This is a genomic window from Bradyrhizobium sp. AS23.2 (assembly GCF_001908185.1).
Lineage (GTDB): Bacteria > Pseudomonadota > Alphaproteobacteria > Rhizobiales > Xanthobacteraceae > Bradyrhizobium.
In genome coordinates, this window is sequence record NZ_LGHM01000069.1 from 23,244 (window position 1) to 49,270 (window position 26,027).

Below are 26,027 nucleotides of genomic sequence, written 5' to 3' on the forward strand. Positions count from 1 at the left end.
CTCCCGGGGCGCTGTTAGCTTTATATTAGAACATATCATGAACAAATGAGCCAGCCGATGGTTCTCTTTCGAGAGCCATCGGCAATCACCTCTGAAGGAGCGGCGAGCATGAGCGGCGCACGAACAAGCGCGCTTGCGACCTTGCGCGGCCAGATCGAGCGCATCGAGACGGCGGAGGTCGTGCATCAGCACGATCGCGTCGCGCTCGGCCACAGCGAGGCCGACGGCGCGCTGAAGGGCGGGCTCGCGCGCGCGGCGATCCACGAGGTGTTTTGCGAGGGCCGGCAGGGGACGGCCGCGACGGGCTTCGTCATGGGGCTTGCGGGACGAGTCTCGGCGCGCCGGCCGCTGCTGTGGGTGCGGCAGGATTTTTCGGAAATTGAAACAGGCGCGCTGTCGATGAGCGGACTTGCCGAGCTCGGTCTCGATCCGCGCCGCGTGGTGATGGTGCGCGCGGCCGATGTGGAGAGCGCGCTGCGCACCTCGGCCGATGCGCTCGCCTGCGATGCGCTGGGTGCCGTCGTGCTCGAGCTCTGGGGCGAGACGCGGCAGTTCGATCTCGTGGCAAGCCGCAAGCTGACGCTGGCCGCGCAATCTTCCGGCGTCACCGGCCTGATGCTGCGGATGGCCGCGCAACCTTTGCCGTCGACCGCGGAGACCAGATGGATGCTGCGCGCGGCGCATTCGCCACCGGGGGCCGTGTGGAGTGCCTGGGGCGCGCCGCGCTTCGATGCCGAGCTCTTGCGCAATCGTCATGGCCCGTGCGGCCGGTGGATCATGGAATGGAAATGTGATGAGTGCCAATTCTCTGAGCCGTCGGCGTATCCTCAGCCTGTGGCTGCCGCGCCTGCCCATCGACCGGATCCAGCGTTTCTTCAGCAGCGCCGGGTTGGGTAAAGGCAAAGCGTTTTCAAGCGAAGTGGGTACCGGTTCGCGTGAAGAAAACGCGTCAAAACAAAAAGACGAGCCCAGTATTGTCGTCATCAAGGACAACAATGCGCTGGTGATCCATGCGCTGGATGAGGCCGCTGAGCGCCTCGGTCTGCATATCGGCCAGCCGCTGGCGAATGCGCGGGCGATGTGCCCGGACCTGAAGGTGTTCGACGCCGATGTCGTGGCCGATGCGAAGACGCTCAGCGACATCGCCGACTGGTGCGATCGCTTCACGCCGCTGGTGGCGCTCGATCCGCCGCACGGACTGTTCCTGGATATCACCGGCTGCGCGCATCTGTTCGGTGGGGAAGCTGCGTTGTTGCAGACCCTCGTCCGCGCCCTCGCTCGCCAGGGTTTTGCCGTCAGCGCGGCGATCGCCGGCACCTCGGTCTGCGCGCGCACGCTGACGCGGCAGGCTTCTGGCAGCATCGTCGCCGATGGCGGGGAGGCGGAGGCGATCAGCCGATTTCCAGTGTCAGCGCTCGGCGCGGGCGAGGCCATTACCACCGGCCTGCGCCGTGCCGGCCTGAAGACGATCGGTGATGTCGCCTTGCGCAGCTCCCACGAGATCACGGCGCGGTTCGGCGCCCGGTTCTCCACGCTGCTCGCGCATGCGCTGGGGCAGGGCGATGCGCCGATCAACCCGCGCAAACCGCTGCCCGATTACATCGTTGAGAAGCGCTTTGCCGAGCCGATCGCGACCGACACCATGATTGCAATGACGCTATCGCGGCTCGCCGACACGTTGATCGCGTCCATGGAGAAGCAGGGCAAAGGCGCGCGACGCCTGGAAGCCGCCTTCTTCCGGACCGACGGCGTGGTGCGCGCGATCATGGTCGAGACCGGGCGGCCGGTGACGCGAAGCGCGGTCGTCGATCGCCTGTTCCGTGAGCGTCTCGATGCGCTTGCCGATCCCCTCGATCCCGGTTTCGGCTTCGACATGGTGCGCCTGTCGGCAAGCCGCACCGAGATCGTGGTGCAGGAGCAGCGCGATCTCGACGCCCATGTCCACGACAATGACGAGCTCTCCGCGCTGATCGACCGCATCGCCGCGCGCATCGGCGGCAAGCGGGTCGTCGTGCACCTGCCGCAGGACACCCATATCCCCGAACGCGCGGTGCTGGCCGCGCCGGCGCAGCATCATCTCGCCGCCGCCATGCAGGCCGAATGGCCGGTGCGCGCCGAGAGCGAGCCGCCGTTGCGCCCGTTGCGGCTGTTCGACAAGCCGGAGCCGATCAAGGTGCCGTTCGCGACCGTGCCCGATGGCCCTCCGCATCAATTCACCTGGCGCCGCGCGCTGCATGCGGTGGTGCGAGTGGAGGGACCCGAGCGCATCGCAATGGAATGGTGGCGGCAGGACGGCAGGCAGCTGACACGGGATTATTTCCGTATCGAGGATGCCGAGGGCTTGCGCTTCTGGATTTTTCGCGACGGTCTTTACGAGGGGGAGGCGTTCGACGACGACGGCAAACCGGTTTCTCCCCACTGGTATGTGCACGGTCTCTTCGCATGAACACGCCCGCTTATGCCGAGATCGGCATCACCACCAATTTCTCCTTCCTGCGTGGCGGTTCGGATCCGCGCGCCTATGTGCATCAGGCCAGCATCCTCGGCATTCCCGCGATCGGCATTGCCGATCACAACTCGCTCGCCGGCGTGGTGCGCGCCTACAAGGAACTCGACAATGCCGAGGTGCTGCACAAGCCGAAACTCCTGATCGGTGCGCGCATCGTCTTCATCGACGGCACGCCCGATATCCTTGTCTATCCGCGCGACCGCGCCGCCTATGGCCGGCTGTGCCAGCTCCTCACCAGGGGCAAGCGCGGCGACGACATCACGCGGATCGAGAAGGGCGAATGCCATCTCACTTTTGCTGATCTCCTGGAGTTATCGGAAGGCCAGCTCCTGGTCCTGACGCTGCCGCATCGCTTCGAACCCGAGCAGGTGCTGGATGTTCTTTCGAAGCTCAGGGCAAGCCGCGCCGAGGACGTCTGGCTGGCGGCGAGCCTGATCTATCGCGGCGACGACCGGCGCCGCCTGGCACGGCTCGATGATCTCGCCGCAAAAGCAAAAGTGCCGCTGCTCGCGACCAACGAGGTGCTTTATCATCATCCCGCGCGCCGGCCTCTTCAGGACGTGCTGACCTGCATCCGGGAAAAGACCACGATCGAGGCAGTTGGACGGAAGCTTGAGGCCAATGCCGAGCGGTTCCTGAAGACTCCACGCGAAATGTCGCGGCTGTTCCGCGATTTTCCCGAGGCGGTCGCGGAGACCATGCGCTTTGCGGACAAGATCGATTTCTCGCTCGACCAGCTCAAATACCAGTATCCGGACGAGCCGGTGCCGCCGGGCAAGACCGCGCAAGGGCATCTGGAGGATCTGACCTGGGCGGGCGTGGACAAGTATTTCGCCGGCAAGATCGATGACAAGCTGCGCGCCACGCTCAACAAGGAGCTCGCGCTGATTGCCGAGCTGAAATACGCGCACTACTTCCTCACCGTGCACGACATCGTCCACTACGCGCGCAGCCAGAACATCCTGTGCCAGGGGCGGGGATCGGCGGCGAACTCGGCCGTGTGCTACGTGCTCGGCATCACCTCGGTCGACCCGACCAAGGTCGATCTGTTGTTCGAGCGCTTCATCTCCAAGGAGCGGCTGGAGCCGCCTGATATCGACGTCGATTTCGAGCATTCGCGCCGCGAGGAGGTGATGCAATATGTCTATCGCCGCTACGGCCGCCACCGCGCCGCGATCATCGCCACCGTCATCCATTATCGTCCGCGCAGCGCCATCCGCGACGTCGGCAAGGCGCTGGGCCTGACCGAGGACGTCACCGCCGCGCTCGCCGACACTGTCTGGGGAAGCTGGGGCAAGGGCCTCAACGACATGCAGGTCAGGCAGGCCGGGCTCGATCCGCAAAATCCCATGATCAACCTCGCGGTCGAGCTTGCGACCGAGCTGATCGAATTCCCGCGCCATCTCTCCCAGCATGTCGGCGGCTATGTGCTGACCCAGGACCGGCTCGACACTTATGTGCCGATCGGCAATGCCGCGATGGACGACCGCACCTTCATCGAATGGGACAAGGACGACGTCGACGCGCTCAACATGATGAAGGTCGACGTGCTCGCGCTGGGCATGCTGACCTGCATCCGCAAATGTTTTGATTTGATCGACGCGCACAAGGGCGAGCGCTGGGTTCTGGCGAGCGTCCCGCAGGACGATGAAAACGTCTACGACATGCTGTGTCGTGGAGAATCGCTCGGCGTGTTCCAGGTTGAGAGCCGCGCGCAGATGAACATGCTGCCGCGCCTGAAGCCACGGACCTTCTACGACCTCGTCATCGAGGTCGCGATCGTGCGTCCGGGTCCAATCCAGGGCGACATGGTGCATCCCTATCTGCGGCGACGGAATGGCCAGGAAAAAGTGAGCTATCCATCGCCGTCACCGGAGCATGGCGATGCGGACGAGCTCTACAAGGTTCTGCACAAAACGCTCGGCGTGCCTCTGTTTCAGGAACAGGCGATGCGGATCGCAATCGAGGCTGCACATTTCACTTCGGAGGAAGCCAATGGCCTGCGCCGCTCGATGGCAACTTTCCGCAATGTCGGCACCATCGGCAAGTACGAGGACAAGCTGATCGGCAACATGGTCGCGCGCGGCTACGATCCTGATTTCGCCAGAAGCTGTTTTGACCAGATCAAGGGTTTTGGCTCCTACGGTTTCCCTGAGAGCCATGCCGCGAGCTTCGCGCAGCTCGTCTACATCTCCTCATGGCTGAAGCATTATCACCCCGACGCGTTCTGTTGCGGCCTGCTGAACTCGCAGCCGATGGGCTTTTACGCGCCGGCGCAGATCGTCGGCGATGCCCGAAAGAACGGCGTCGAGGTGCGCGACATCGATGTGTCCTATAGTTTTGCGCAAAACACGCTGGAGGAGGGGAAAGGAAAATATTGCGCAGTGCGCCTGGGCTTCCGCCAGATCGATGGCTTTCACTGGCTGGACGAGGATGAGGAGAAGCTGAAATGTCTCCAGTCGTCATTCCGGGGCGCGCCGAAAGGCGCGAACCCGGAATCCATTTCTCCACGTGTATGCGGCTCGATGGATTCCGGGCTCGATGCTGACGCGTCGCCCCGGAATGACAAGAGAGAAGACTGGGCCGACCGCATCATCGCCGCCCGCAGCCGCCGTCCCTTCACCTCGCTCGAAGACTTCGCCCGCGATACCGGCCTGCCCAAGCGCGCGCTGATCCTGCTGGCGGACGCCGACGCGTTCCGCTCGCTCGGGCTCGACCGCCGCGAGGCGCTGTGGCAGGTGCGGCGGCTGCCGGACGATGTGCCGCTGCCGCTGTTCGAAGCGGCGACCGCGCGCGAGCAGCCGGACGAGCACGCAAAGCCGCTGCCTGTGATGCCGCGCGCCGAGCAGGTGGTCGCGGACTACCAGACCATCCGGCTGTCGCTGAAGGGCCATCCGATGGAATTCCTGCGCGAGATGTTCACGCGCGAACGGGTCGTCGCCTGCAAGGACATCAGTCATGGGAACGAGCGGCGCCACGTCCGCTGCGCCGGCGTGGTGCTGGTCCGGCAGCGGCCGGGCAGCGCCAGCGGCGTCGTGTTCATGACGCTTGAGGACGAAACCGGCATCGCCAATGTCGTGGTGTGGCCGAAGATCATGGAGCAGTACCGCAAAGAGGTGATGGGCGCGCGCCTCATCCTGGTCGAGGGCTATATCCAGAGCAGCCCCGAGAAGGTGACGCACCTCATCGCGCAGCGCATGACCGACCGCTCGCACGATCTGGTCGGTCTTGCCAACGATGCCCTGAGCCGCAAACATCCGGTGCCATCAAGCGCGGCCCTGATCGAGCCCTTCAATGACGACCGTCGCGACCACGCGGATATGCCGGCACAAAAAATCCGTCACCCCCGCAACGTCCGCATCCTGCCCCCGTCGCGGGATTTTCATTGAGGCCGTGACGTAGTTTGTCGCCAGACCGTCATTGCGAGCGCAGCGAAGCAATCCAGAGTGCCTCCGCGGAAAGATTCTGGATTGCTTCGCTACGCTCGCAATGACGAGTTTGCGGCGCGATGATGCCCCACACTCTCGGTCGTCATGCGCGGGCTTGACCGGCTTGTCCCGGGCATCCACGTCTTTCAGCGAGCGCGGCAGCGCGTGGATGGCCGGGACAAGCCCGACCATGACGTCGGAGCGAGCGCCGCAAACCACGCCCCTAGAAATTCACCCGGTTCGAGATCGCGCCGTCCACGACGAGATTCGAGCCGGTCGTGAACGACGACACCGGGCTTGCCAGAAACACCGCCGCGCTCGCGATTTCCTGCGGCGTTGCCATTCGGCCGGTTGGATTGCGGTTCATCGCATCCTTGTAGCGCTCCGGCATGTTCTGCTCGACCATGTTCCAGACGCCGCCCTTGAAATAGACGGTGCCGGGCGAGACCACGTTGACGCGGATTTTCTTCTTCGCATACTGCCGCGCCAGTCCCTTGGCCATGTGGATCAGCGCCGCCTTGATCGGGCCGTAGGAGCTTGCGAGGTCGGCCTGCGCCGCCGAAATCGAGGAGATGATGACGAAGGCGGAATCGCCGCTTTTTTCGCCGCTGGCTTCGAGGAACGGCCGCGCGGCATCGAACGCGTGCACGGCGCCGAGCACGTCGAGCCGGAAGTTCTGTTCCCATGATGCGGCATCCTGGCCCTGCGCCATCGCGCCGGCATTGGAGAACAGCAAGTCGATGCCGCCAAGCTCTTTTGCGGCGCCCTCGATCCAGGATTTCAGCGCAGCGCCGTCGGTGACGTCGACCGGGCTGCCGATGGCGCGAACGCCGCTCGCCTTCAGTTCGGCAACGGTGGCCGCAACCTGATCCGCGTTGCGTGCGCACACCGCGACATTGGCGCCTTCCCCGGCGAGCGTTGTCGCAATCGCCCGCCCGATGCCGCGCGTGCCGCCGAGGACGATGGCGTTCTTTCCTTTGAGACCGAGATCCATTGTTTGGCTCCTTTTTGTTGATCGCAGGGAGTGTAGCTGTTTCGGGGCACATGCTGAACTCTCCAATTCGTCATTGCGAGCGCAGCGAAGCAATCCAGGAATGTATCCGCGGAAATAGTCTGGATTGCTTCGTCGCAAGAGCTCCTCGCAATGACGACGTGGAGGGAGGCGCGCCCCTCACTCCGGCGCAGCTCCAACCGGCGGGCCGCCGGGCGGGCGGTGCAGGAAGGTCATCGACACGTAGGCGCCGACCCAGGAGCCGGCCGCGGCGAAGGCGACATAGAAGGCGTTCTCGGTGTAGCTGATCACCGCGTAGGATGAGAGCAGGTACCAGATCGCGCTCCAACTCGCGGCCGGCACGCGCTTGCGTGCGATCACGGCGGATGTGAACATCACATAGACCGCGTCTGTCGCCGCCGTTGCGACGAACACGGCGCCTGCGGTGAGGGGGTCGACGGCGGCCATTGCATTCCTTTCTGCGATCATGACATGGTCGAAAAGTAAAGGGAGAGAAGCGGCCATGCAAAGCCCCGCCGATATTCTCAGCGACATCTGGACCTCCGTCGGCGGCGACGTGGCCGCGCTCGAACGCGTGCGGCTGACCGGCGCAGAACCGCAGATCCCGTCCTCGTTTCGCGTCGCCGTTGCCGGCCAGACGACGATCGCCGCTGCTGGCCTCGCCGCCGCTGAAATCTGGAGACTGCGCAGTGGCATGGCGCAGGAGGTCACCGTCGACATCCGCCACGCCGTCGCCGAATGCCGCTCCGAGCGTTACCTGCGCCTCGACGACAAGCCGCCGCCACCGGCCTGGGACGCCATCGCCGGGGTCTACAAGACCGGCGACAACCGCTTCGTCCGCTGCCACACCAATTTCCCGCATCACCGCGACGCCGTCTGCAGGGTGCTCGGTTGCGAACCCGAGCGCGAGAAGGTGCAGGCCGCGTTGATGCAATGGAAGGGCGAGGATTTCGAGACCGCTGCCTATGCCGCCGGCGGCGTCGTTGCCTTGATGCGGAGCCACGACGAATGGTCGGCGCTGCCGCAGGCGCGCGCGCTCGCCGAACTGCCGCTGATCTCGATCGAGAAGATCGGCGATGCCCCGCCGAAGCCATGGCCCCAAGGATTCTCGAACAGCGATCGTCCGCTCGCCGGCCTTCGCGTGCTCGATCTCTCCCGCGTCATCGCAGGCCCCGTCGCCGGCCGCACGCTCGCCGCGCATGGTGCGGATGTGCTCCTGGTTTCAGGGCCCGAGTTGCCCGCCATTCCCTGGCTCACCATCGACACCGGCCGCGGCAAGCTCACGACGTTTGTCGAACTGAAGAGCGAGGCGGGACGGGCGCAACTGCGCGATCTCCTGAAAGATGCCGACATCTTCTCGCAAGGCTATCGCCCGCGCGCGCTCGCTGCTCTCGGCTTCGCGCCGGAGGACGCAGCCAAAATCAATCCCGGCATCGTCTACGTCACCCTGTCGGCTTATGGCCATGCCGGCCTCTGGGCGGAGCGGCGCGGTTTCGATTCTCTGGTGCAGACCACGACGGGCTTCAACCACGCCGAGGGGCGGGCCGCCGGTATCGACGGGCCGAAGGAATTGCCGGCACAGATGCTCGACCACGCCACCGGCTATCTGATGGCGTTCGGCGCGATGATGGCCAAGGCGCGCCAGGCCCGCGAAGGCGGCAGCTGGCAAGTCCGCGTGTCGCTGGCCCAGACCGGGCGCTGGCTGTGGAATCTCGGCCGGCTCGACGGCGGCCTGAACACCCCGGATATTGCGGGCGAAGCTGTACATGCTGCGTTCATCGAGAGCGTGCCATCTGGCTTCGGCACGTTGAAGGCGGTGCGTCATTCGGCGGTGCTGTCGAAAACGCCGGCACGATGGAGCCGTCCGGCGATGCCGCTCGGCAGTCATCCGCCGCAATGGCCGGCGCGAAGCTGACATGAAGCTGACACGTCGCAAAATTTTAACGTAAACCGAAGGCCGCCCAGCGTTTTTTAGGTTGTTTGAAATCCCAGTTCAGCACTATTAGCGCGACCGATGAGGCAGTCATCTGCCGAGATCATCGCAGATATGACCGGGCCCCATGGTAGTTAAAAATACCAAGCGATTGCAGGTGCTTACAAAACAACGGGTAATCACATCCGTAGTTTTACTGGCGCTTGCCGGTGCCGGGGCCTACGGCTTCCTCTATGCGGGCGCCAAGGAGAAGCGCCACTCCGAAATCTCCAGCCAGTCGCGCAGGAACGCCCAGAACTTCACGCCGACGCCGTCCGAATGGGCGACGCTGACGATCGAGCCGGTCAAGGAGAAAGCCTTTCGCGCCGAGCATGTCACCGAAGGCAAGGTCGCGGTCGACGAGGACCGTTCGACGCCGGTGTTCTCGCCCTATGCCGGCCGGGTGACCAAGCTGCTCGCCAAGCCGGGCGAGAGCGTCACGCAAGGTCAACCGCTGTTCACAATCGAGGCCGCCGACACCGTGCAGGCCCAGAACGATTTCATCTCGGCGATGACGTCGCAGAACAAGGCGAAGTCGGCCCTCGAGCTCGCCGACATCCAGTTCAAGCGTGCCAAGGATCTCTATGAGGGCCACGCCGTTCCGCTGAAGGACTATCAGCAGGCCGAAGCGACCCAGGTCCAGGCGCAGAACGACATGCGCTCCTCGGTGACGGCACTGGAGGCCGCCCGCAACAAGCTGCGCATCCTCGGTTTCACCGACGAGTCGATCAAGACGTTCCAGGACAAGGCCGCCATCAATCCGGAGATCACGATCTATTCGCCGCTTGCGGGCACGGTCGTGCAGCGCAAGATTGGCCCCGGCCAGTATGTCAGCGCCGGCGCCAGCGACCCGGTGTTCGTGATCGGCGACCTGTCCACGGTCTGGCTCACGGCATTCGTCCGAGAAAGCGATGCGGCCTCGGTCAACATCGGTCAGGATATTGCCTTCAATGTCATGGCGCTGCCCGACCATCCGTTTACTGCCAAGATCAACTACGTCGCCGCCGCGATCGACCCCAACACCCGCCGCCTGCTGGTCCGCGCCACCATCGACAACAAGGACGGGCTGCTCAAGCCGGAGATGTTCGCCAACGTGACCGTCTACTCGGCCAGCGGCCGTGCCGCACCGGCTGTGCCGAAGCAGGCCCTGATCTACGAAGCCGACAAGGTCCGGATCTGGGTCGCGCGCGAGGACAAGTCGGTCGAGCTGCGCCACATCAAGACCGGCCTCATCAATGGCAACCTCGTCGAGGTCACGAGCAACCTGAAGCCCGGCGAGCAGATCATCACCAGGGGCAGCCTGTTCATCGACCGCGCGGCGTCCGGTAGCTGATCGACGACAGAAGAAGCTGAAGACCTGATGGATCGCCTCGTCGCCTTTGCCGTCAACCGGCGCTTCCTGATGGTCGGCATGTTCGTCGCCGTGCTGATCGGCGGCGTGATCGCGTTCAACCAGCTCAACATCGAGGCCTATCCCGATCCGACCCCGCCGATGGTCGACATCGTGACGCAAAGCCCGGGCCTGTCGGCCGAGGAGATCGAGAGGTACATCACGATCCCGATCGAGACCCAGGTCGCAGGTCTGAAGAACCTCACGACGATCCGCACCATCTCGCTTTACGGCCTCTCCGACGTCAAACTCCAGTTCTCCTTTGCCTACACTTACGAGGAGGCGCTGCAGCAGGTGCTGAACCGCCTCGCGCAGCTCGCGCCGCTGCCGGGCAACGTGCAGCCGCAGATCTCGCCGCTCAGCCCGATCGGTGAAATCTTCCGCTATCGCCTCGTCGGTCCGCCGAACTACAGCGTGCTCGACCTCAAGACGATCCAGGACTGGATCCTGCAGCGCCGCTTCCGCGCCGTGCCCGGCGTGATCGACGTCACCGGCTGGGGCGGCAAGAGCAAGACCTATGAGATTCAGGTCGACAACAACAAGCTGGTGGCCAACGGCCTGACGCTACCGCAACTGCTCCAGGCGGTCAGCAATTCCAACGTCAATGTCGGCGGCAACACCGTCGATATCGGCCAGCAATCGGCCGTGGTGCGCGGCGTCGGCCTGATCCGCTCGATCGACGACCTCGCCAATACCATGATCGCCCAGACCAACGGCAATCCGGTGCTGGTCAAGGATGTCGCCACCGTCACCGTCGGTCAAAAGCCTCGTCTCGGCATTGCCGGCCTCGACGATGCCGACGACATCGTGCAGGGCATCGTGCTGATGCGGCGCGGCGAGCAGAGCACGCCGACGATCAAGCGTGTCGAGGAGCTCGTTCGCACCATCAACGGGTCCAGCATCCTGCCGCCGGGCGTGCGCATCGAACGCATCTACGACCGCAAGGACCTGATCGACCTCACCACCCACACCGTGTTGCACAACATGGTGGTCGGCATCCTGCTGATCGTGCTGTTGCAGTGGATATTCCTCGGCGATCTGCGCAGCGCGCTGATCGTCGGCGCCACCATCCCGTTCGCGCTGTTCTTCGCCGTGATCATCCTGGTGCTGCGCGGGGAATCGGCAAACCTGTTGTCGGTCGGCGCCATCGACTTCGGCCTGATCGTCGACGCCACCGTCATCATGGTGGAGGCGATCTTCCGCCGCCTGACGCAGACGACCCCGGTGTCGGAATCCGAACAGATGTCGCCCGAGACGCTGTTCGGCATGAAGAGCCACGCAATCCTCAGTGCCGCGGCCGACGTTTCCCGCTCGATCTTCTTTGCCGCGGCCATCATCATCGCCGCCTTCCTGCCGCTGTTCACGCTCTCCGGCGTCGAGGGCAATATCTTCGGGCCGATGGCGCGCACCTATGCCTATGCGCTGGCCGGCGGCCTGCTTGCGACGTTCACCGTCACGCCGGCGGTGTCCGCGATCATCCTGCCCGCGCATGTCGAGGAGACCGAGACCAGGGTCATGCAGATCCTGCACCGGCTCTACATGCCGGTGCTGAACTGGGCGGTCGCCAACCGCAACATCGTGCTCGGTGGCGCGGTCGGCCTCGTGCTGATGACGGTGGCGCTCGGCCGGCTGCTCGGCCTCGAATTCCTGCCCAAGCTGGAAGAGGGCAATCTCTGGATCCGCGCCACGCTGCCGCCGACCATCTCGCTCGAGGAAGGCAACAGCTACGTGAACGAGATGCGCAAGCTGATCCGCGCCCGGCCCGAAGTGGAATCCGTGGTATCGCAGCACGGCCGTCCCGACGACGGCACCGACGCCGCCGGCTTCTTCAACGCCGAGTTCTTCGCGCCGCTCAAGCCCGCGAGCGAGTGGCCCGGTACGCGTGACAAGGAAGAGCTGACCGCGCAACTGCTCAAGCAGCTCGACGACCGCTTCCCCGGCGTCGAGTTCAACTTCTCGCAATATCTTCAGGACAACGTCTCTGAAGCTGTCTCGGGCGTGAAGGGTGAGAACTCGATCAAGCTGTTCGGCAGCGATCTCCAGGCGCTCACTGATACCGCCAACAAGATCAAGTCGGTGCTCGCCACCGTGCAGGGCGTGACCGACCTTGCGGTGTTCACCTCGCTCGGCCAGCCGACCGTCCAGATCGACATCGACCGCGCCAAGGCCGCGCGCTATGGGCTTGCGCCGGGCGACATCAACGCCACCATCAAGGTCGCGATCGGCGGCGATACCGCGGGTGACCTCTACGAGCCGGGAAGCGACCGCCACTTCCCGATCATCGTCCGCCTTGCGCCGGAATATCGCAAGAGCGCCGAGGCGATCCAGAATTTGCGGATCGGCGCGCCCGGGCCGAACGGCACCGTCACGCAGATCCCCCTCAGCGAGGTCGCCAATATCAGCCTCGTCTCGGGCGCGGCCTACATCTATCGCGAGCAGCAGGAACGCTATCTGCCGATCAAATTCTCGGTGCGTGAGCGCGACCTCGGCAGCGCGATCCGCGAGGCGCAGCAGAAGATCGCCGAGCAGGTGCAGCTGCCGCCGGGTTCGCACATGGAATGGGTCGGCGAGTATGGCAATCTGCAGGACGCGATCAAGAGGCTGTCGATCGTGGTCCCGATCTCGCTGGCGCTGATCGCCATCCTGCTCTGGTTCAATTTCAGCTCCATGACGGACACGCTGCTCGCCATGAGCGTGATCCCGATGGCGATCTTCGGCGGTGTGCTCGGGCTGGTGATCACCGGCACCGCCTTCAGCGTCTCCGCGGCGATCGGCTTCATCGCGTTATTCGGCATCGCCGTGATGGACGGCATCATCATCATCTCGCAGTTCAACCAGCTCATCGAGGAAGGCATGGACCGCATGAGCGCGGTGATTCGCACCGGCGAATTGCAGCTCCGGCCCGTGCTGATGACCTGCGTGGTCGCCGGCGTCGGCCTGTTGCCGGCGGCGCTGTCGGGAGGCATCGGCTCGCAGGTGCAGAAGCCACTCGCGGTCGTGGTCGTCACCGGCATGATGCTGGCGCCGGTCGTGATCCTGGTGACCTTGCCGGTCCTGATCTCCTTCTTCTCCCGCCGCGCGCGCTGAGCGCTGAAATCCGTTCGCCCGCAGCGTATCAAAATCCGTAGAGGCGCGCCGGATTGTCGGCCAGGATCTTCTTGCGCACATCCGCATCCGGCGCCCATACCGGCAACTGATTGAGCAGGCGCCCATCGTCGATCGGGTAGAACGGTGCGATGTCAGTGGCTTTGCGTCCCTCGACAGGGCCTGAATCCGGATGCGGCCAGTCGGTCCCCCAGACGATGCGGTCCGCGTTCGCCGCGATCAGTGCCCGCGCATAGGGCGCCATGTCCTGATAGTCGGGCGCGAGCTTTGACGAACGATAGGCGCCGGAGATTTTGACATAGGCTTTGCCGGATTTCACGAGCTCGATCAGATCGGAAAATCCAGGCTGTTCCAGCCCGAGGGAGGCTTCAGCGCCGCCAAAATGGTCGAACACCGCCGGCACGGGCGCAGCCAGCACGAGATCCCTGATCGCCGAGATCATCGGCAGCGTGGTGTAGAGCTGCACATGCCAGCCGCGGGCCTTCATGCGCTCCACGGCGGCGGTGAAGCGGGCTCGGCCGACATTGGGATCGTTGACGCCGTCGGTTGCGAGATTGATGCGGATGCCGCGGAAGCCGGCCGCTTGCATCGTATCGAGCTGGGCTTCCGTCGTCTTGTCGTCGATCACAGCCACCCCGCGCGCGGTCGCGCCCCGCGCCTTCATGCCGAACAGGCTGGAGGAATTGTCCGTGCCGTAGACGCTGGGGGTGACGATCACCACGCGCTCGATATGCAGCGCCCTGTGCAGCGCCGCCATCTCCTCCGGGGAGGCCGGCCCCGGCGTATAGACACGCTTCGCGAAGAACGGAAACTTTTCGACATCGCCATGGATGTGAGTGTGGCAGTCGCAGGCATGCGCCGGGACGTCGAAATTGATCGGCGTCGCGGGTTGGGCTGCGCGCGCGTAGACTTTGTCGGTCATGGCTAATCCGGCGGCATAGAGGGCGAAGACAGCGAAATGTCGAGCTAGGGTGCTGCCCTACAGCAAGATATCACTGCCCCGACGGCGTGCGCAGGCCGTGCCAGGCGTCGCGGACCTGCTGGTAGTGCACCTCGGGCAGATAGTCCGGCGTGTTCAGGCTCAAGGTCTTGACGTCGAGATGGCCGACGGCGCTGAGCAGCGTGTAGGAGGCGATGACGCGGTCGCGCAGCGCGCCGATCAGGCGGGCCTTGGCCTGGATCAGGTCGGCCTGCGAGTTCAGCACGTCGACCGTCGTGCGCTGTCCGCCGGCGGCCTCGCGCTGCACGCCCTGGAGCGCGACGGTCGCCGCCTTCACCTCGGACTCCGAGGCCGAGACCGCGATCTTGGCGCCCTCGTTGGCAACCCAGGCGCTGACGGCCGCCGTGCGCGCCTGGTTGCGCACCCGGTCGAGCACGAGCCGGCTCTGCGCCGTGATCTCCTTGGCCTGCCGCGTCTGCGAGGCGGCCGTGCCGCCGTCGTAGATCGGCGCGGTGACGCTGGCGACGATCGATGCCTGGTTCTCGGCGAGGGTGCTCAACGACGGGTCGTTGTCGCGGCTTTTGCTGGCGCTGCCCTGGAGGCTGGCGCTCGGCAGCAGCGCCCCTTCCGCGACGCGGATGTTGGTCGAGGCGACATCGACGTCGAAGCCTGCCGCCATCACCGCTGGATGCTGGCGGATGGCCATCGTCATCGAGTCCTCGCGGCTCTTCGGCAGATAGCGGTCGACGACCTCGGCGGGCCGGAGCTGCGACGGGGGATTGCCGATCACCTGGGTGTAGGTCGCCTGGCTCACGGCAAGCGCGACTTCGGCGGCGTTGAGATCGGCAAGGCCGCGGTTGAGGCGCGCCTCGGCCTGGGCGGTGTCGGTCGGCGTGACGTCGCCGGCATTGAGGCGGCGCTGGGTGACGGCGAGCGTCTCGCGCAGGAACGCGACGTTGGAACGCTGGGCCTCGACCAGCGACTGGTTCGCCAGCACGTTGGTGTAGGCGGTGACCGCGTCGAGCAGCACGCCCTGGCCGACATTACGCAGCGCCTCGCGACCGGACTGCACCTGGAGTTCCGCGACCCGCACGCTGTTGGCGGTGCGGAAGCCGTTGAACAGGGTCTGCGTCACCGTGACGCCGATAACCCATGGCTTCAGGCTGGCGGTCTGGATGGTGTTGTCGGGCAGCAGGTTGCGCACCGTCTGCAGGCCGGCGCTGAGGCTCGCCACGATCTGCGGCCGGTAGCCGGCCAGCGCCTGCGGCACAATCTCGTCCGTCGCGCGCTGCCGCGCACGCTCGGCATTGAGCTGCGGATTGGTCTGGTAAGCCTTGACGAGCGCCTCCGGCAGGGCTTCCGCCCATGCGGCCGAGGGCAGGGCGCAAGAAAGCACCAGCGTGGTCCATATCGCCAGCGCAGGACCCACACCGGATCGATGCCGCGTCATCACGCGACCAGCTCTCGCGGCACGCCCAATCATGTAATCCCGCTAAACCCCGGCTGTTCGCCCCCGCCGACGGCGGCCCTCTTAACTGTTTAACCAGCCGGGGTCCCGCAGGCAAACTGCCGCGGGGAAAACCCCCATGTATTCCGTGCTTGTTGCAGGTGCGTCACAGGGGTTGCGGGAACGCAGCAAAGACTTACACCAGCCTTACCGCTCGTCGGCCTTACCGGTTCTTGTTCACCGGCTTGCGCTTTTCGATGAACGCCGCCATGCCCTCGGAGCGGTCTTCCAGCGCGAAGGTCGAGTGGAACAGGTTGCGCTCGACGCTCATGCCCTCGGCGAGCGTGGTTTCGAAGGCACGGTTCACCGCTTCCTTGGCCATCGCGGCCGCAGGGCGCGACATCGCGGCGATCTTCTCGGCCGCTGCCATGACTTCGTCCATCAGCTTGTCTGCGGGCACGATGCGGCTGACGAGGCCGCTGCGCTCGGCTTCCGCCGCATCCATCATGCGGCCGGTGAGGCAGAGGTCCATTGCTTTGGACTTGCCGATCGCGCGCGTCAGGCGTTGGGTGCCGCCGATGCCGGGAATGGTGCCGAGCGTGATTTCGGGCTGGCCGAATTTGGCGGTATCAGCGGCGATGATGAAGTCGCACATCATGGCGAGTTCGCAGCCACCGCCGAGCGCGTAGCCTGCGACTGCGGCAATGGTCGGCTTGCGGCAGCGCGCGACGCGGTCGCCGCCGATCGCGGCGAAGTCCTCCGAGAACATGTCAATGAAGCCCTTCGGCTGCATCTCCTTGATGTCGGCGCCCGCGGCAAAGGCCTTCTCGCTGCCGGTCACGACGATGCAGCCGATGGCATCATCGGCCTCGAGGTCGTCAACGGCCGCGGCGATCTCGCGGAAGACGCCGAAGGAGAGCGCGTTGAGCATCTTCGGCCGGTTCAGCTTGACGATGCCGACCGCGCCTTTGCTTTCGACGATGATGTGTTCGAACGTGCTCATGCTCCACCCACGCTATTGATTGGGCGGGCAATGTGCCCGCTGGCGCGGTGGGCTTCAAGGGGGGCCAAAAAGCTCTGGGAACAAGGCCACCGGAACACGCGAGATGCGTGTTCCGGACGAGGTCCCCCCAGGCCTTGGTTCAGGCCATGAACATGCGTGCGGCGGAGGCCAGTGTCAGGAACGCGCCGAAGCCGATGAAGATCTTGCCGATCAGGGAGCTCTGGTCCCAGGCCGAGCTCTGGCTGCTTGCCATCACCGGCGCCGGCCGCGGCTGCGCGTCGGTTGGAGCAATCACCGCCTTTTGCGCCGCCGGGTTGTCCTGTTGCAGGGCGCGGTCGAGGTCGTTGAGCTGATCGGGCGCCACCACTTGGGCCTCGGCATCAGCGGTATTATCGGCCGCTGCCTGGACATTGTCGTTGGCGCGGCCGGTCATCGCGGAGGCCGCGGCAGCCGTCGGCGTATCAGCGGCGGCGACCTGTGCATTGGCGTTGGCGACTTGCGGCGGCATCTGGCTGGACGCCGGCGCGTCATTGCCGGCCTTGGCCTCGTTGGTCTTCGGCACGGCGTCCGTCTTGTCAGCCTTGTCGTCGGATTTCTGCGCCGCCTTGCTGCTGCTATGGCTCGAAGTATGGTGCCGGTGCTTGCTCGGCTTGGCTGCATCGGCCTGCTTGTCCGCGCTGTCGGATTTGCTGCTTGCAGCCGAACTCGGTGCTGCCTGTGCAACGCCTCCGAACAGCAAGAAAAGTCCGGCAAGAAGGATCGATGCCGCGCGCCCGCTGGCTTTCATCATGTTGACGATCTCCCCAATTCCGCCCGTCCCGGGACCGAACAGAGACGCTGCGGCGTGACCACAGCGGGGCAGAAAATGGGAATCTTCGGGCTACACCGGGCGAAAACGGGGCAAGGCGCCCCCTTTCGTGACCGGCCTTCGGGTGCGGACGGGACCGATCGGTGTTATGAGCCGTCGCGGACTTCCACGACTGCTCGGACAGCGATGCTCGGTGTCGATCACGAATTCGTGATCTGCTGGCGCGCAGCGTAACAAATTGAAAGAGCGGCCGAATTGCATGGTGAGGGGCGCGCGTGCGCGGACGTGAGGACGAGTGGACCGGCCTGATGCGGTCGGCCATTGCGGGCGATGATGCAGCGTATCATCGGCTGTTGAAGGCGGTCACGCCGGTGCTGCGCGCCGCTGCGAGGCGCGGCTTGGCGCGGGCAGGCCAGCCCCCCGACCAGGCCGAGGATATCGTGCAGGAGATTCTGTTGGCGGTGCATCTGAAACGGCACACCTGGGACAGCGAAGCCCCCTTCGCGCCGTGGCTGTTCGCGATCGCACGCAACAAGCTGATCGATACGCTCAGGCGGCGCGGCAAGCGTGTCTTCGTCAACATCGACGATTTCGCCGAGACTCTGCCGGGCGAGGTGCCGGAGGAGACCGCGTCGGCGGGCGAGGTCGCAGCGCAGCTCAACACCCTGCCGCAGCGCCAGCGCGACGTGTTGCAGTCGATCGCGGTCGACAGCGCTTCGATCAAGGACACGGCGGCAAAATTTTCGATGAGCGAAGGTGCGGTGCGGGTCGCGCTGCATCGCGGACTTGCGGCGCTCACTGCCAAACTGCGGGACCACTAGTCATGGATACCGATCAACTCATTCGCACGCTCGCGGCCGACAACGCCCACCGCGCTCCGCGCGTCGGAGCCATGCTGACGATGGCGCTCCTGGTGGCGGCGCCCCTGTCGATCCTGATCTTTGCGATGACCCTCGGCGTGCGCGCCGACGTGACGACGGCGATGCACAACCCGTTCTTCGACATGAAGTTCGCCGTCACGCTGTCGCTCGCGATCCCCGCCATCATCGTCAGCCTGCATCTGTCGCGGCCCGAGGCCTTGATGCGCGGCTGGGGCTGGCTGCTGCTGCTTCCCGTGGGCCTGCTTGCGGTTGCGATCGGCAGCGAAACGATGATGGCGCCGGCGATGCCGATGACGATGCGGTTGATGGGCAAGAATTCCAGGGCCTGCCTGATGGCGATCCCCGCGATGTCGCTGCCGCTGCTCGCAGGCGCATTGTTCGGCCTGCGGCACGGCGCACCCTCGCGCCCCGCGCTTGCGGGAGCGCTGGCCGGCTTGCTCTCGGCGGGGCTCGCCGCGACGCTCTATGCGACGCATTGCACCGACGACTCGCCGTTGTTCGTCGCGACCTGGTATACGATCGCAACTGCGGTGGTGACGGCGATCGGCGCGGCGGTCGGCTCGAAAGTCCTGCGGTACTAGAGCGTTTTCGAGCGAAGTGGATACCGGTTCGCGTAAAGAAAACGCGTCAAAACAAGAAACTAGAGCCCCGTTCCGATTCCTTCGGAACGGAAATGGCTCTAGCTCCGCAGGCCTCAGGCCGCCGGCGTCACGTTCTGCATGCGGTGGAAGCGCAGCACCTGCTGCGCGGTCGCGCTGCGCAGGGCCTCGTAGGTATCGCGCAGCGTCAGCATGTCCATTTGCGAGCCGCCGGAGAGCTTTTCGCGCATGGAGATGATCGCGTGCACGCTTGACCACTGCATGCCCGCGACCTTGGCGAGGATCATCACGCCCTCATTGCGGCTCTCGATCATCATGTTCTCGGCGGTCTCGACCGGGACACCCGCCAGCGCCGCGAGCCCCGCATTGGTCTCGTCGAACTTGCCCTGCTCGGCGAAGGCGGTGACCTGGAACTCGTTGAGACGGCCGTCTTCGTGCAGCGACTTGACCAGCGCGCGCGCCATCTCGGTCTGCCTGGTCGTGGCGGCTGCGCGGACTCGCCGGGCCGCTTCCTGGACCACGCTCGACACTTCGTCCGCGAGCTCCGGATGCGCGGCCTCTAACTTCCTGCGCACGCTCAGGGACGCCTTCGCGACCAGCTTCAGGTAATGATGGCGCGGCAGGTCGGGCCGCAGGCCGATGCAGGTGGCGAGGTCGTCGTCGCGTTCGGCGCGCGAGACGAGGTCGGTGAGACTTCCCTCGGAGAGCTGCGCGCCCGGATTGCTGACGGTCGATTGCACCACGTCCTCGTTGCCGCGCATCACCAGCACATCAGTCAGCGCTTGCGACAGCACCCGCCGCAGCGAGATCGCCTTCAGATGCGCCTGGCCCCGGCTGCGCGCGATCTCGATCAGGATTGCCTCGTCCAGCCGCTCCGATTTCGACAGCACGGGGCCTGCGACCTCGATGACCTCGTCGAGCGCGAGCGTTCGGATGATCTTGGGCGGTGCAGCCGCGATCGGCGCGAGGCGGTTGGCGAGCAGGGCCTTGGCCGACGTCTCGATCTGCTCGATCAGGCACTGGAATACGTCGTCGTATACCTGTGTGTGCTCGTCGGAATAATCCACCGCGTTGTTGAGGAAGAGGTCGGTGACGCGGCGCAGCGTCTCGACCCGGCGCGCAACGGTGCCGTGCGACAGCGCCGCCTGCAGTTCCTCGAGCAGGTTCTCGGATGGTTTATCGGATTTGGATATCATTGCCCTGTCCTGGAGCGTTTGGTCCGGCGGCGCATTCTCGCGCGCCGGGAGAAAATGGATTGGTCAGCTCGTCGTAATTCGGTTGCGCCCTTGCGCCTTGGCGGAATAGAGCGCGCTGTCGGCGCGCGCGAGAAACGTGTCGGCAGTATCGTTGTCGCGCAGCGTCACGACGCCCGCGGAAATCGTCACCCGCATGCCGGGGGAGAAAGCGCTCCAGTCGAGATCAGCGACGATTCCGCGCAAGCGCTCGAGCATGCGCGACGCCGCGTCGCCTTCGGTGCCCGGCAGCAGCAGCAGGAATTCCTCACCGCCGTAGCGGCCGAAGCGGTCGTCCGGACCGATGTTGGCGAAAATGGTGACCGCGAAGGTGCGCAGCACCTCGTCGCCGACGGGATGGCCGTAGGCGTCGTTGATGCGCTTGAACCAGTCGAGATCGATCAGCGCGATCGCGCAGGGCACCGACGCCTGTCGTGACTTTTCGATCTCGGCGTCGAGCAGCCGCATGATGCAGCGGCGGTTGTAGGAGCCAGTAAGCTCGTCGAGCTCGGCCAGCTCCTCGATGCGTTGATAGGCGGCCTTCAGCTCGATGCTGCGCCGGTACAGGATCTTGCGCAGCGTGGCGCCGAACAGGCCGAGGAAGGCGCACTGGCCGATCACCAGCACGAAGCACAGCATCGAGGCGGTCCGCTGCAGCCTCGTCGCGACGGGCATGCCGATGGGCAGGTCGGAGGCGAGGAAGACGGCGGCAAGGCCGGTGGCCGCGAGCGCCCAGGTCAGCATCGCCTGGGCCGAGGTCATGCGCAGCGTGCCGAAGGCAAAGATCAGGAACAGCGCGCTGATGAAGGCGACGCCGACGGCCGGCACCGACACCAGGAACACGAATTGCAGTGCCATATGCGCTGAAATCTGGAAGACGGTGAGATAGTGGTCGGTGTGCTTGTCGCCGACGCCGGCCTCCGACAATACGGTGAATGTGCCGATGATCAGGAGACCGCCGAGCCAGAACAGCGACGGAACGTCGATCGAGATCGCGCCGTCATGGGCGTAGAGCAGCAGGACGAAAGCGGCGAGCGAGTAGCTCGCGACCTGGCCGACATACATCTGACGGCGTTGCCGGGCCCGGCGCGCCAGCACCTCGGGTGCCGCCGCCTCGGGCCCGAGCACAAGATCCGCGGCCTCAGCGGCATTCCTCTCCGGTAAGGACGTCGCGGCCGTGCTCATGGTCCTGCCACTGGTGGATGTCAGCCCAAAAATCTACGCGGCAAGCCTTTAGGTTTGGTATCCTTTGAAACCGAATCCGAACGGTGCAGCGCAGAACCAGGGAATATCGGCCGGCGGGGGGAATTTTGCCGGTGATTAGGCATCGTTTGCGATGCCGTCGAGCCAAAGCAGGGGTTCGTGGGACATACGTCGTGCAGGGCTGCTATGGAACCAAACTTGGTCGACCCGCCCGTGCCGGGCAGGCATTCCGCAGGAAAGTGTTTCAGTATTATGTTACCGATCTGGATCGAGGCGGCCAACCGCCGCGGGTGGGACGAGAAAAATACGCGTATGTGGGGTAGATCACACTGGCCCCCGTACGATTGCGGTAGCCTGAACAATTTTGCACCTCCCGTCGAACCGTCCGCTGCATCGACCCGACCAACTTTGCGAGACGGGCTTTGAGCGTGACACAGGCGGCTTCGGACGAGATCCTGATCGCCAGGATCGCTCAAGGTGACCGGCTCGCCATGCAGGTGCTGTACGGGCGGCACCATGTCAGGGTGTATCGGTTCGGGCTCAGGCTCGTGCGGGACGAGCAGGCGGCGGAAGACCTCATCAGCGAGGTGTTTCTCGACGTCTGGCGTCAAGCCGGCAAGTTCGAGGGCCGATCCGCCGTTTCCACCTGGCTGCTGGCAATCACCCGATTCAAGGCCCTGTCTGCGCTCCGGCGCAGGAAGGATTTCGAATTGGACGAAGACGCCGCGAACGCGATCGAGGACCAGTCCGACGATCCCGAAACGGTGGTGCAGAAGAAGGATACCAGTGAAGCATTGCGGGAGTGTCTGACGGGCCTCTCGCCGGAACACCGGGAAATCGTCGATCTCGTCTACTACCACGAGAAGTCCGTGGAAGAGGTGGCCGAAATCGTCGGAATACCGGAGAACACTGTGAAGACGCGCTTGTTCTATGCGCGCAAGAAACTGGCCGAACTGCTGAAGGCAGCCGGCGTTGAGCGAGGCTGGCCATGATGGCTTTGAGCAAGAAGATGCTGGAGCAAGAGCCCAGTGAAATTGAAATGCTGTTGCCGTGGCACGCCGCCGGCACGCTGAACGCGCGCGACGCCAGCCGCGTCGAGGAAGCGCTGGCGCGTGATCGGGAGCTTGCGAAGCAATATGCTGCGATCCGCGGCGAGTACGAAGAGACCATCCATCTGAACGAGAGCCTGGGTGCTCCCTCGGCGCGCGCGATGCAGAAGCTGTTCGCCGCGATCGATGCGGAGCCCGCGCAAGCGCCCCGTTCGCTGCCGCTCTCGGCGCGCATCGCGACCTTCTTCTCGAGCCTGTCCCCGCGCACGCTCGCCTGGTCGGCGAGCCTCGGCGCCATCGCGCTGCTGCTGCAAGCCGGCATCATCGGCGTCGTGCTGATGAAGACCCGGACCGCGACCTTCGAGACTGCCTCGCTCTCGATTGGCGTGCCGACCACGCGCGAGCTCGGCGCTGCCGCACCGGCGCGCGCGCTGGTGCGCTTCACGCCCGAGGCGCGCGTCGCCGACATCACCGCGCTGCTCGATAGCTACCAGGCTTCGATCATCGGTGATGCCAAGGGCGGCATGTTCCGCCTCCAGTTCGACAAGGCGATGGGCCAGGACGAGCTCGCCTCGCTGCTCAGGAAGATGGAGCGCGAGAAGTTCGTCAATCTCGCCGTCGCGGCGCCGTAAACGCGCCACTGAATCGATGACGCGCAAGTGCGAGAATGGGGTAAGAGCGGGGGCCTACGCTTCGTCGGTCGGAACCGCGCTCCTGCTTGCCGCCTGCCTCGGCGTCGAGGTCGCGCATGCGCAGGCGATCATGCGCACGCCCACGATCAGCGTCCCCTCGCGAACGCCGACCATCTCTCCGAGCATCGCGGCGCGCGTCAGCCCGGGTGTTACCGCGCGGGCGGTCAGCGTTGGCCGTGGCCCGCGTGCGATCACCACCGCACGGATCTCGGCGCGGACAGTGCCGAAGCCGGTGCTGCCTTATGCGCGCTACTCGCCGAATCTCTATCCGGCCTGCTCTGCGCCCTATCGCGACGCCGACGGGGAATGCCTGGCGCAGCCGAACGCTGATGGCAACGGTGCCGGCAAGTCGGGCAATAAGAGCGCGAACAAGGGCCGCGCCGACAGCACGCCGGTCGCCGCAAATCTGCGCACCTTCGCCAACGAATTCGTCGCCGAGATCGACAGCGCGCTGTCGGCGACCGAAGCCGACGAGCTTGCGCGCCGCCACGGCTTGACGCGCGTCTCCTCCGAGAATTTCCCGCTGATTGGGGCTACTTTCGGCCTGTTCCGCATCAGCGACGGCCGCCCGTTCGAGACGGTGCGGCGCGAATTCGCTGCCGACGGCAGCGTGCGCTCGGTTCAGCCGAACTTCCGCTATGTGCTCCAGGACCAGAAATCGTCCGTGCCGACCGAGGGCGATCCCGCACAATACGTGCTGGCGAAGCTCCGCCTGCCGCAGGCGCACACGCTGGCGCATGGCGCGAACGTCACGGTTGCCGTGATCGATTCCGGCATCGACGCCAGGCATCCCGAGCTTGCCAATTCCATCGCCGACAATTTCGATGCGCTTGGCAGCACTGACGGCCCGCACGTCCACGGCACCGGCATCGCTGGCGCCATCGTGGCGCATGCCCGGCTGATGGGTAGCGCGCCGGAAGCGCGCATCATTGCCATCCGCGCCTTCGGCGGCACCACCGGCGGCGCCCAGAGTTCGTCCTACATCATTCTGCGCTCCCTCAACTATGCCGCCGAGCATGGCGCGCAGATCGTCAATATGAGCTTTGCCGGTCCGAAGGATGCCGTGATCGAGCGCGCCATCGCGGCGACCGCGGCACGCGGGCTGGTGCTGATCGCAGCCGCCGGCAACGCAGGTGCGAAATCACCACCGCTTTATCCCGCCGCCAATCCCAACGTGATCGCGGTCAGCGCGACCGATCAGCAGGACAAGCTCTTCTCCGCGTCCAACCGCGGCAATTACATCGCGCTGGCGGCGTCCGGCGTCGACATCTTCCTGCCGGCCCCGGACGGCAAGTACCAGATAACCTCGGGCACCTCGTTCTCGGCCGCCTATGTCTCCGGCGTCGCGGCGCTGCTGCTCGAGCGCAACTACGCCTTGAAGCCGGAAGCGCTGCGCATGACGCTGGCGAAGACCGCACGCGACCTCGGCTCACCCGGGCGTGATGATCTCTTTGGCGACGGCGAGGCCGATGCGTTTGCGGCGGTCATGGCTGTTCCCGCCGACGGTGCGACGCCGGTTGCGGCCGCGTCCGGTACAACAAAACGTGAAGATGCCGAGAAGCGTCGCGACGAGCCCGGCATCCGCGCCATCGAGCAACCCTCGCTGTCGAGCGCCGACGATAAATCCACGATTTCTCAGGCGGATAGGCCGGCGTCGCGATAGCGGCTGCGACAAAGATGTACGCCGGCCAAAGGTTAAAAAATCGAACGCCGCATTGAACGTTCAGCGCCCTGCCACGACCAAAATATGTGGGAGCGGTCATCCCTCCCCATAAGTCATATCAGGCGCGAGCGCCCATCCACCCCAAGCGCCCATATGGCTCGACCCGTCCGGTTGTCCCCCCGGACGGGTCATTTCTTTTGGGCGGTCCCGCTCGCTCAGCTTCCGGTTGAAAGGTCGCGCTTGCGTTCATCACCCCTGGTCGACTCGACGTGGCACAAGTCCGTCATGCTTGTGCGAAGCTTGACTCGTAAGCGTCTGAAAACTCCGCACGACTACGGAATTTTGTGACGGGGACCGTGTCGTTGCTGGACAAGTCAAAACTTTTCCACAAAATATTCATGTCGCGTCTAAATTGATTCGTGTGCGTTGCGTCGCGTCCGTATTTTTCTCCTGACGGGCTGTTTCATGACACATCGCCAAGAGGCCTTTCGCGACGTGGCTGGTTGCCGCGACATTGCGACACGCTGGTGCGCTCTCGCCGAGCAGCGGCTGCAACATCTCTCCGAGATGTTCGAGACCGGACGCTGGCGCCGCTATCACTCCGAGATCGCATTCCTCGAAAACATCCAGGAAGCCAAGCGGGCCGTCCAGACCTGGCGCGCACTCGCGACCGGTGCGGATGTTGCCGCGGCGGCCGCAAGTGTCACACCCGCATTCGGCTGGTCGCCGGCGACGATGCCCCGCGTGTTTCCGCGCGAGCAGGTCCAGACCGTGCAGCCGAAGGCCGTCCGCATCGCCCCCGAGACCGCTGTGCCGGTCCGGCTCAATCCCAAGCCGGGCGTACTTGCCGAAATCACCGAAGCCCCGATCGCACCGCTCGCCGTGCCGGCTGCGATGGCGCCGCTCGCCGCGTCTGCCGCGACGACACCGCCTAAGGCGTCTGCTGCCGTGGCACCGTTCAAGGCGCCCGCTGCGAGAGCACCGCGGGCTGCGCCTGCCGCGATGGCGCCGCTCACTACGCCTGCTGCGATGACGCCGCCCAAGGCGCCTGCCGCCGTGGCACCGCTCAAGGCGCCCGCTGCGAGGGCACCGCT

General features: G+C 65.1%; 20 protein-coding genes. 12 read left to right on the plus strand and 8 right to left on the minus strand.

Annotation, left to right across the window (positions count from 1 at the left end; all coding sequences use genetic code 11):
* The first annotated feature begins 108 nt into the window (after window positions 1-108).
* Genes AC630_RS15890 through AC630_RS15900 form a run of 3 tightly spaced genes read left to right on the plus strand, consistent with a single transcriptional unit; the run spans window position 109 to window position 5,898 of the window.
* Complete coding sequence (locus AC630_RS15890; RefSeq protein WP_074119454.1) at window positions 109-897, plus strand: ImuA family protein; 789 nt, start codon at window positions 109-111, stop codon at window positions 895-897.
* The gene (locus AC630_RS15895) at window positions 794-2,446 is read left to right on the plus strand and encodes a Y-family DNA polymerase (protein ID WP_074119455.1); all 1,653 of its coding nucleotides are present in this window, start codon (window positions 794-796) and stop codon (window positions 2,444-2,446) included. The genes AC630_RS15890 and AC630_RS15895 overlap by 104 nt, the downstream gene beginning before the upstream one ends.
* The gene (locus AC630_RS15900; protein ID WP_074119456.1) at window positions 2,443-5,898 is read left to right on the plus strand and encodes an error-prone DNA polymerase; all 3,456 of its coding nucleotides are present in this window, start codon (window positions 2,443-2,445) and stop codon (window positions 5,896-5,898) included. The genes AC630_RS15895 and AC630_RS15900 overlap by 4 nt, the downstream gene beginning before the upstream one ends.
* A 262-nt stretch (window positions 5,899-6,160) precedes the next feature.
* On the opposite strand, the gene AC630_RS15905 is transcribed toward AC630_RS15900, so the two are convergent.
* Window positions 6,161-6,931, minus strand: coding sequence for an SDR family NAD(P)-dependent oxidoreductase (locus AC630_RS15905; protein ID WP_074119457.1), 771 nt, complete (start codon window positions 6,929-6,931; stop codon window positions 6,161-6,163).
* 177 nt (window positions 6,932-7,108) lie between these two features.
* A complete protein-coding gene (locus AC630_RS15910; RefSeq protein WP_074119458.1) occupies window positions 7,109-7,396 on the minus strand; it encodes a hypothetical protein in 288 nt (95 codons plus the stop codon).
* A gap of 55 nt (window positions 7,397-7,451) precedes the next feature.
* Here AC630_RS15910 and AC630_RS15915 point away from each other — a divergent pair, with 55 nt between their 5' ends.
* The 3 genes from AC630_RS15915 (at window position 7,452) to AC630_RS15925 (ending at window position 13,398) form a co-directional block, all read left to right on the plus strand.
* Entirely contained in the window at window positions 7,452-8,864 is a 1,413-nt protein-coding gene (locus AC630_RS15915; RefSeq protein WP_074119459.1) for a CoA transferase, read from the plus strand.
* 145 nt (window positions 8,865-9,009) lie between these two features.
* A complete protein-coding gene (locus AC630_RS15920) occupies window positions 9,010-10,254 on the plus strand; it encodes an efflux RND transporter periplasmic adaptor subunit (RefSeq protein WP_074119460.1) in 1,245 nt (414 codons plus the stop codon).
* Window positions 10,255-10,281: 27 nt separating this feature from the next.
* Complete coding sequence (locus AC630_RS15925; RefSeq protein WP_074119461.1) at window positions 10,282-13,398, plus strand: efflux RND transporter permease subunit; 3,117 nt, start codon at window positions 10,282-10,284, stop codon at window positions 13,396-13,398.
* A gap of 28 nt (window positions 13,399-13,426) precedes the next feature.
* Here the strand turns inward: AC630_RS15925 and AC630_RS15930 are convergent, their stop codons facing one another.
* The 4 genes from AC630_RS15930 to AC630_RS15945 all read right to left on the minus strand — a co-directional run bounded on the left by AC630_RS15930 (window position 13,427) and on the right by AC630_RS15945 (window position 17,596).
* Window positions 13,427-14,338 (minus strand): amidohydrolase family protein, encoded by a 912-nt coding sequence (locus AC630_RS15930; protein ID WP_074119462.1) that lies wholly within the window; start codon window positions 14,336-14,338, stop codon window positions 13,427-13,429.
* A 70-nt stretch (window positions 14,339-14,408) separates the two neighbouring features.
* Window positions 14,409-15,806: a TolC family outer membrane protein gene (locus AC630_RS15935; RefSeq protein WP_074119463.1), complete on the minus strand. Its 1,398-nt coding sequence runs from the start codon at window positions 15,804-15,806 to the stop codon at window positions 14,409-14,411.
* Window positions 15,807-16,026: 220 nt separating this feature from the next.
* Window positions 16,027-16,806: an enoyl-CoA hydratase gene (locus AC630_RS15940; RefSeq protein WP_074119464.1), complete on the minus strand. Its 780-nt coding sequence runs from the start codon at window positions 16,804-16,806 to the stop codon at window positions 16,027-16,029.
* A gap of 139 nt (window positions 16,807-16,945) precedes the next feature.
* Window positions 16,946-17,596, minus strand: coding sequence for a hypothetical protein (locus AC630_RS15945; RefSeq protein ID WP_074119465.1), 651 nt, complete (start codon window positions 17,594-17,596; stop codon window positions 16,946-16,948).
* Between the two features lie 293 nt (window positions 17,597-17,889).
* On the opposite strand from AC630_RS15945, the gene AC630_RS15950 reads away from it, so the two are divergent.
* Window positions 17,890-18,435, plus strand: a complete 546-nt coding sequence (locus tag AC630_RS15950) for a sigma-70 family RNA polymerase sigma factor (protein WP_074119466.1) — start codon at window positions 17,890-17,892, stop codon at window positions 18,433-18,435.
* A gap of 2 nt (window positions 18,436-18,437) precedes the next feature.
* A complete protein-coding gene (locus tag AC630_RS15955) occupies window positions 18,438-19,076 on the plus strand; it encodes an NrsF family protein (RefSeq protein WP_074119467.1) in 639 nt (212 codons plus the stop codon).
* Between the two features lie 113 nt (window positions 19,077-19,189).
* Here AC630_RS15955 and AC630_RS15960 read toward each other — a convergent pair whose 3' ends face one another.
* Together AC630_RS15960 and AC630_RS15965 are read right to left on the minus strand one after the other, a co-directional pair.
* Window positions 19,190-20,290, minus strand: a complete 1,101-nt coding sequence (locus tag AC630_RS15960; protein WP_074119468.1) for a DUF2336 domain-containing protein — start codon at window positions 20,288-20,290, stop codon at window positions 19,190-19,192.
* Window positions 20,291-20,353: 63 nt separating this feature from the next.
* Window positions 20,354-21,511 (minus strand): GGDEF domain-containing protein, encoded by a 1,158-nt coding sequence (locus AC630_RS15965; protein ID WP_074119469.1) that lies wholly within the window; start codon window positions 21,509-21,511, stop codon window positions 20,354-20,356.
* Between the two features lie 440 nt (window positions 21,512-21,951).
* Here AC630_RS15965 and AC630_RS15970 point away from each other — a divergent pair, with 440 nt between their 5' ends.
* From AC630_RS15970 to AC630_RS15985, 4 genes are all read left to right on the plus strand, one after another.
* A complete protein-coding gene (locus AC630_RS15970; protein WP_074119470.1) occupies window positions 21,952-22,521 on the plus strand; it encodes a sigma-70 family RNA polymerase sigma factor in 570 nt (189 codons plus the stop codon).
* Complete coding sequence (locus AC630_RS15975) at window positions 22,518-23,210, plus strand: hypothetical protein (protein WP_074119471.1); 693 nt, start codon at window positions 22,518-22,520, stop codon at window positions 23,208-23,210. Before AC630_RS15970 ends, AC630_RS15975 begins: the two co-directional genes overlap by 4 nt.
* A gap of 16 nt (window positions 23,211-23,226) precedes the next feature.
* Complete coding sequence (locus AC630_RS15980) at window positions 23,227-24,933, plus strand: S8 family serine peptidase (RefSeq protein WP_074119472.1); 1,707 nt, start codon at window positions 23,227-23,229, stop codon at window positions 24,931-24,933.
* A gap of 465 nt (window positions 24,934-25,398) precedes the next feature.
* Window positions 25,399-26,027: TIGR03809 family protein (locus AC630_RS15985; protein WP_143198070.1), on the plus strand; the 629-nt coding region annotated here is incomplete at its 3' end.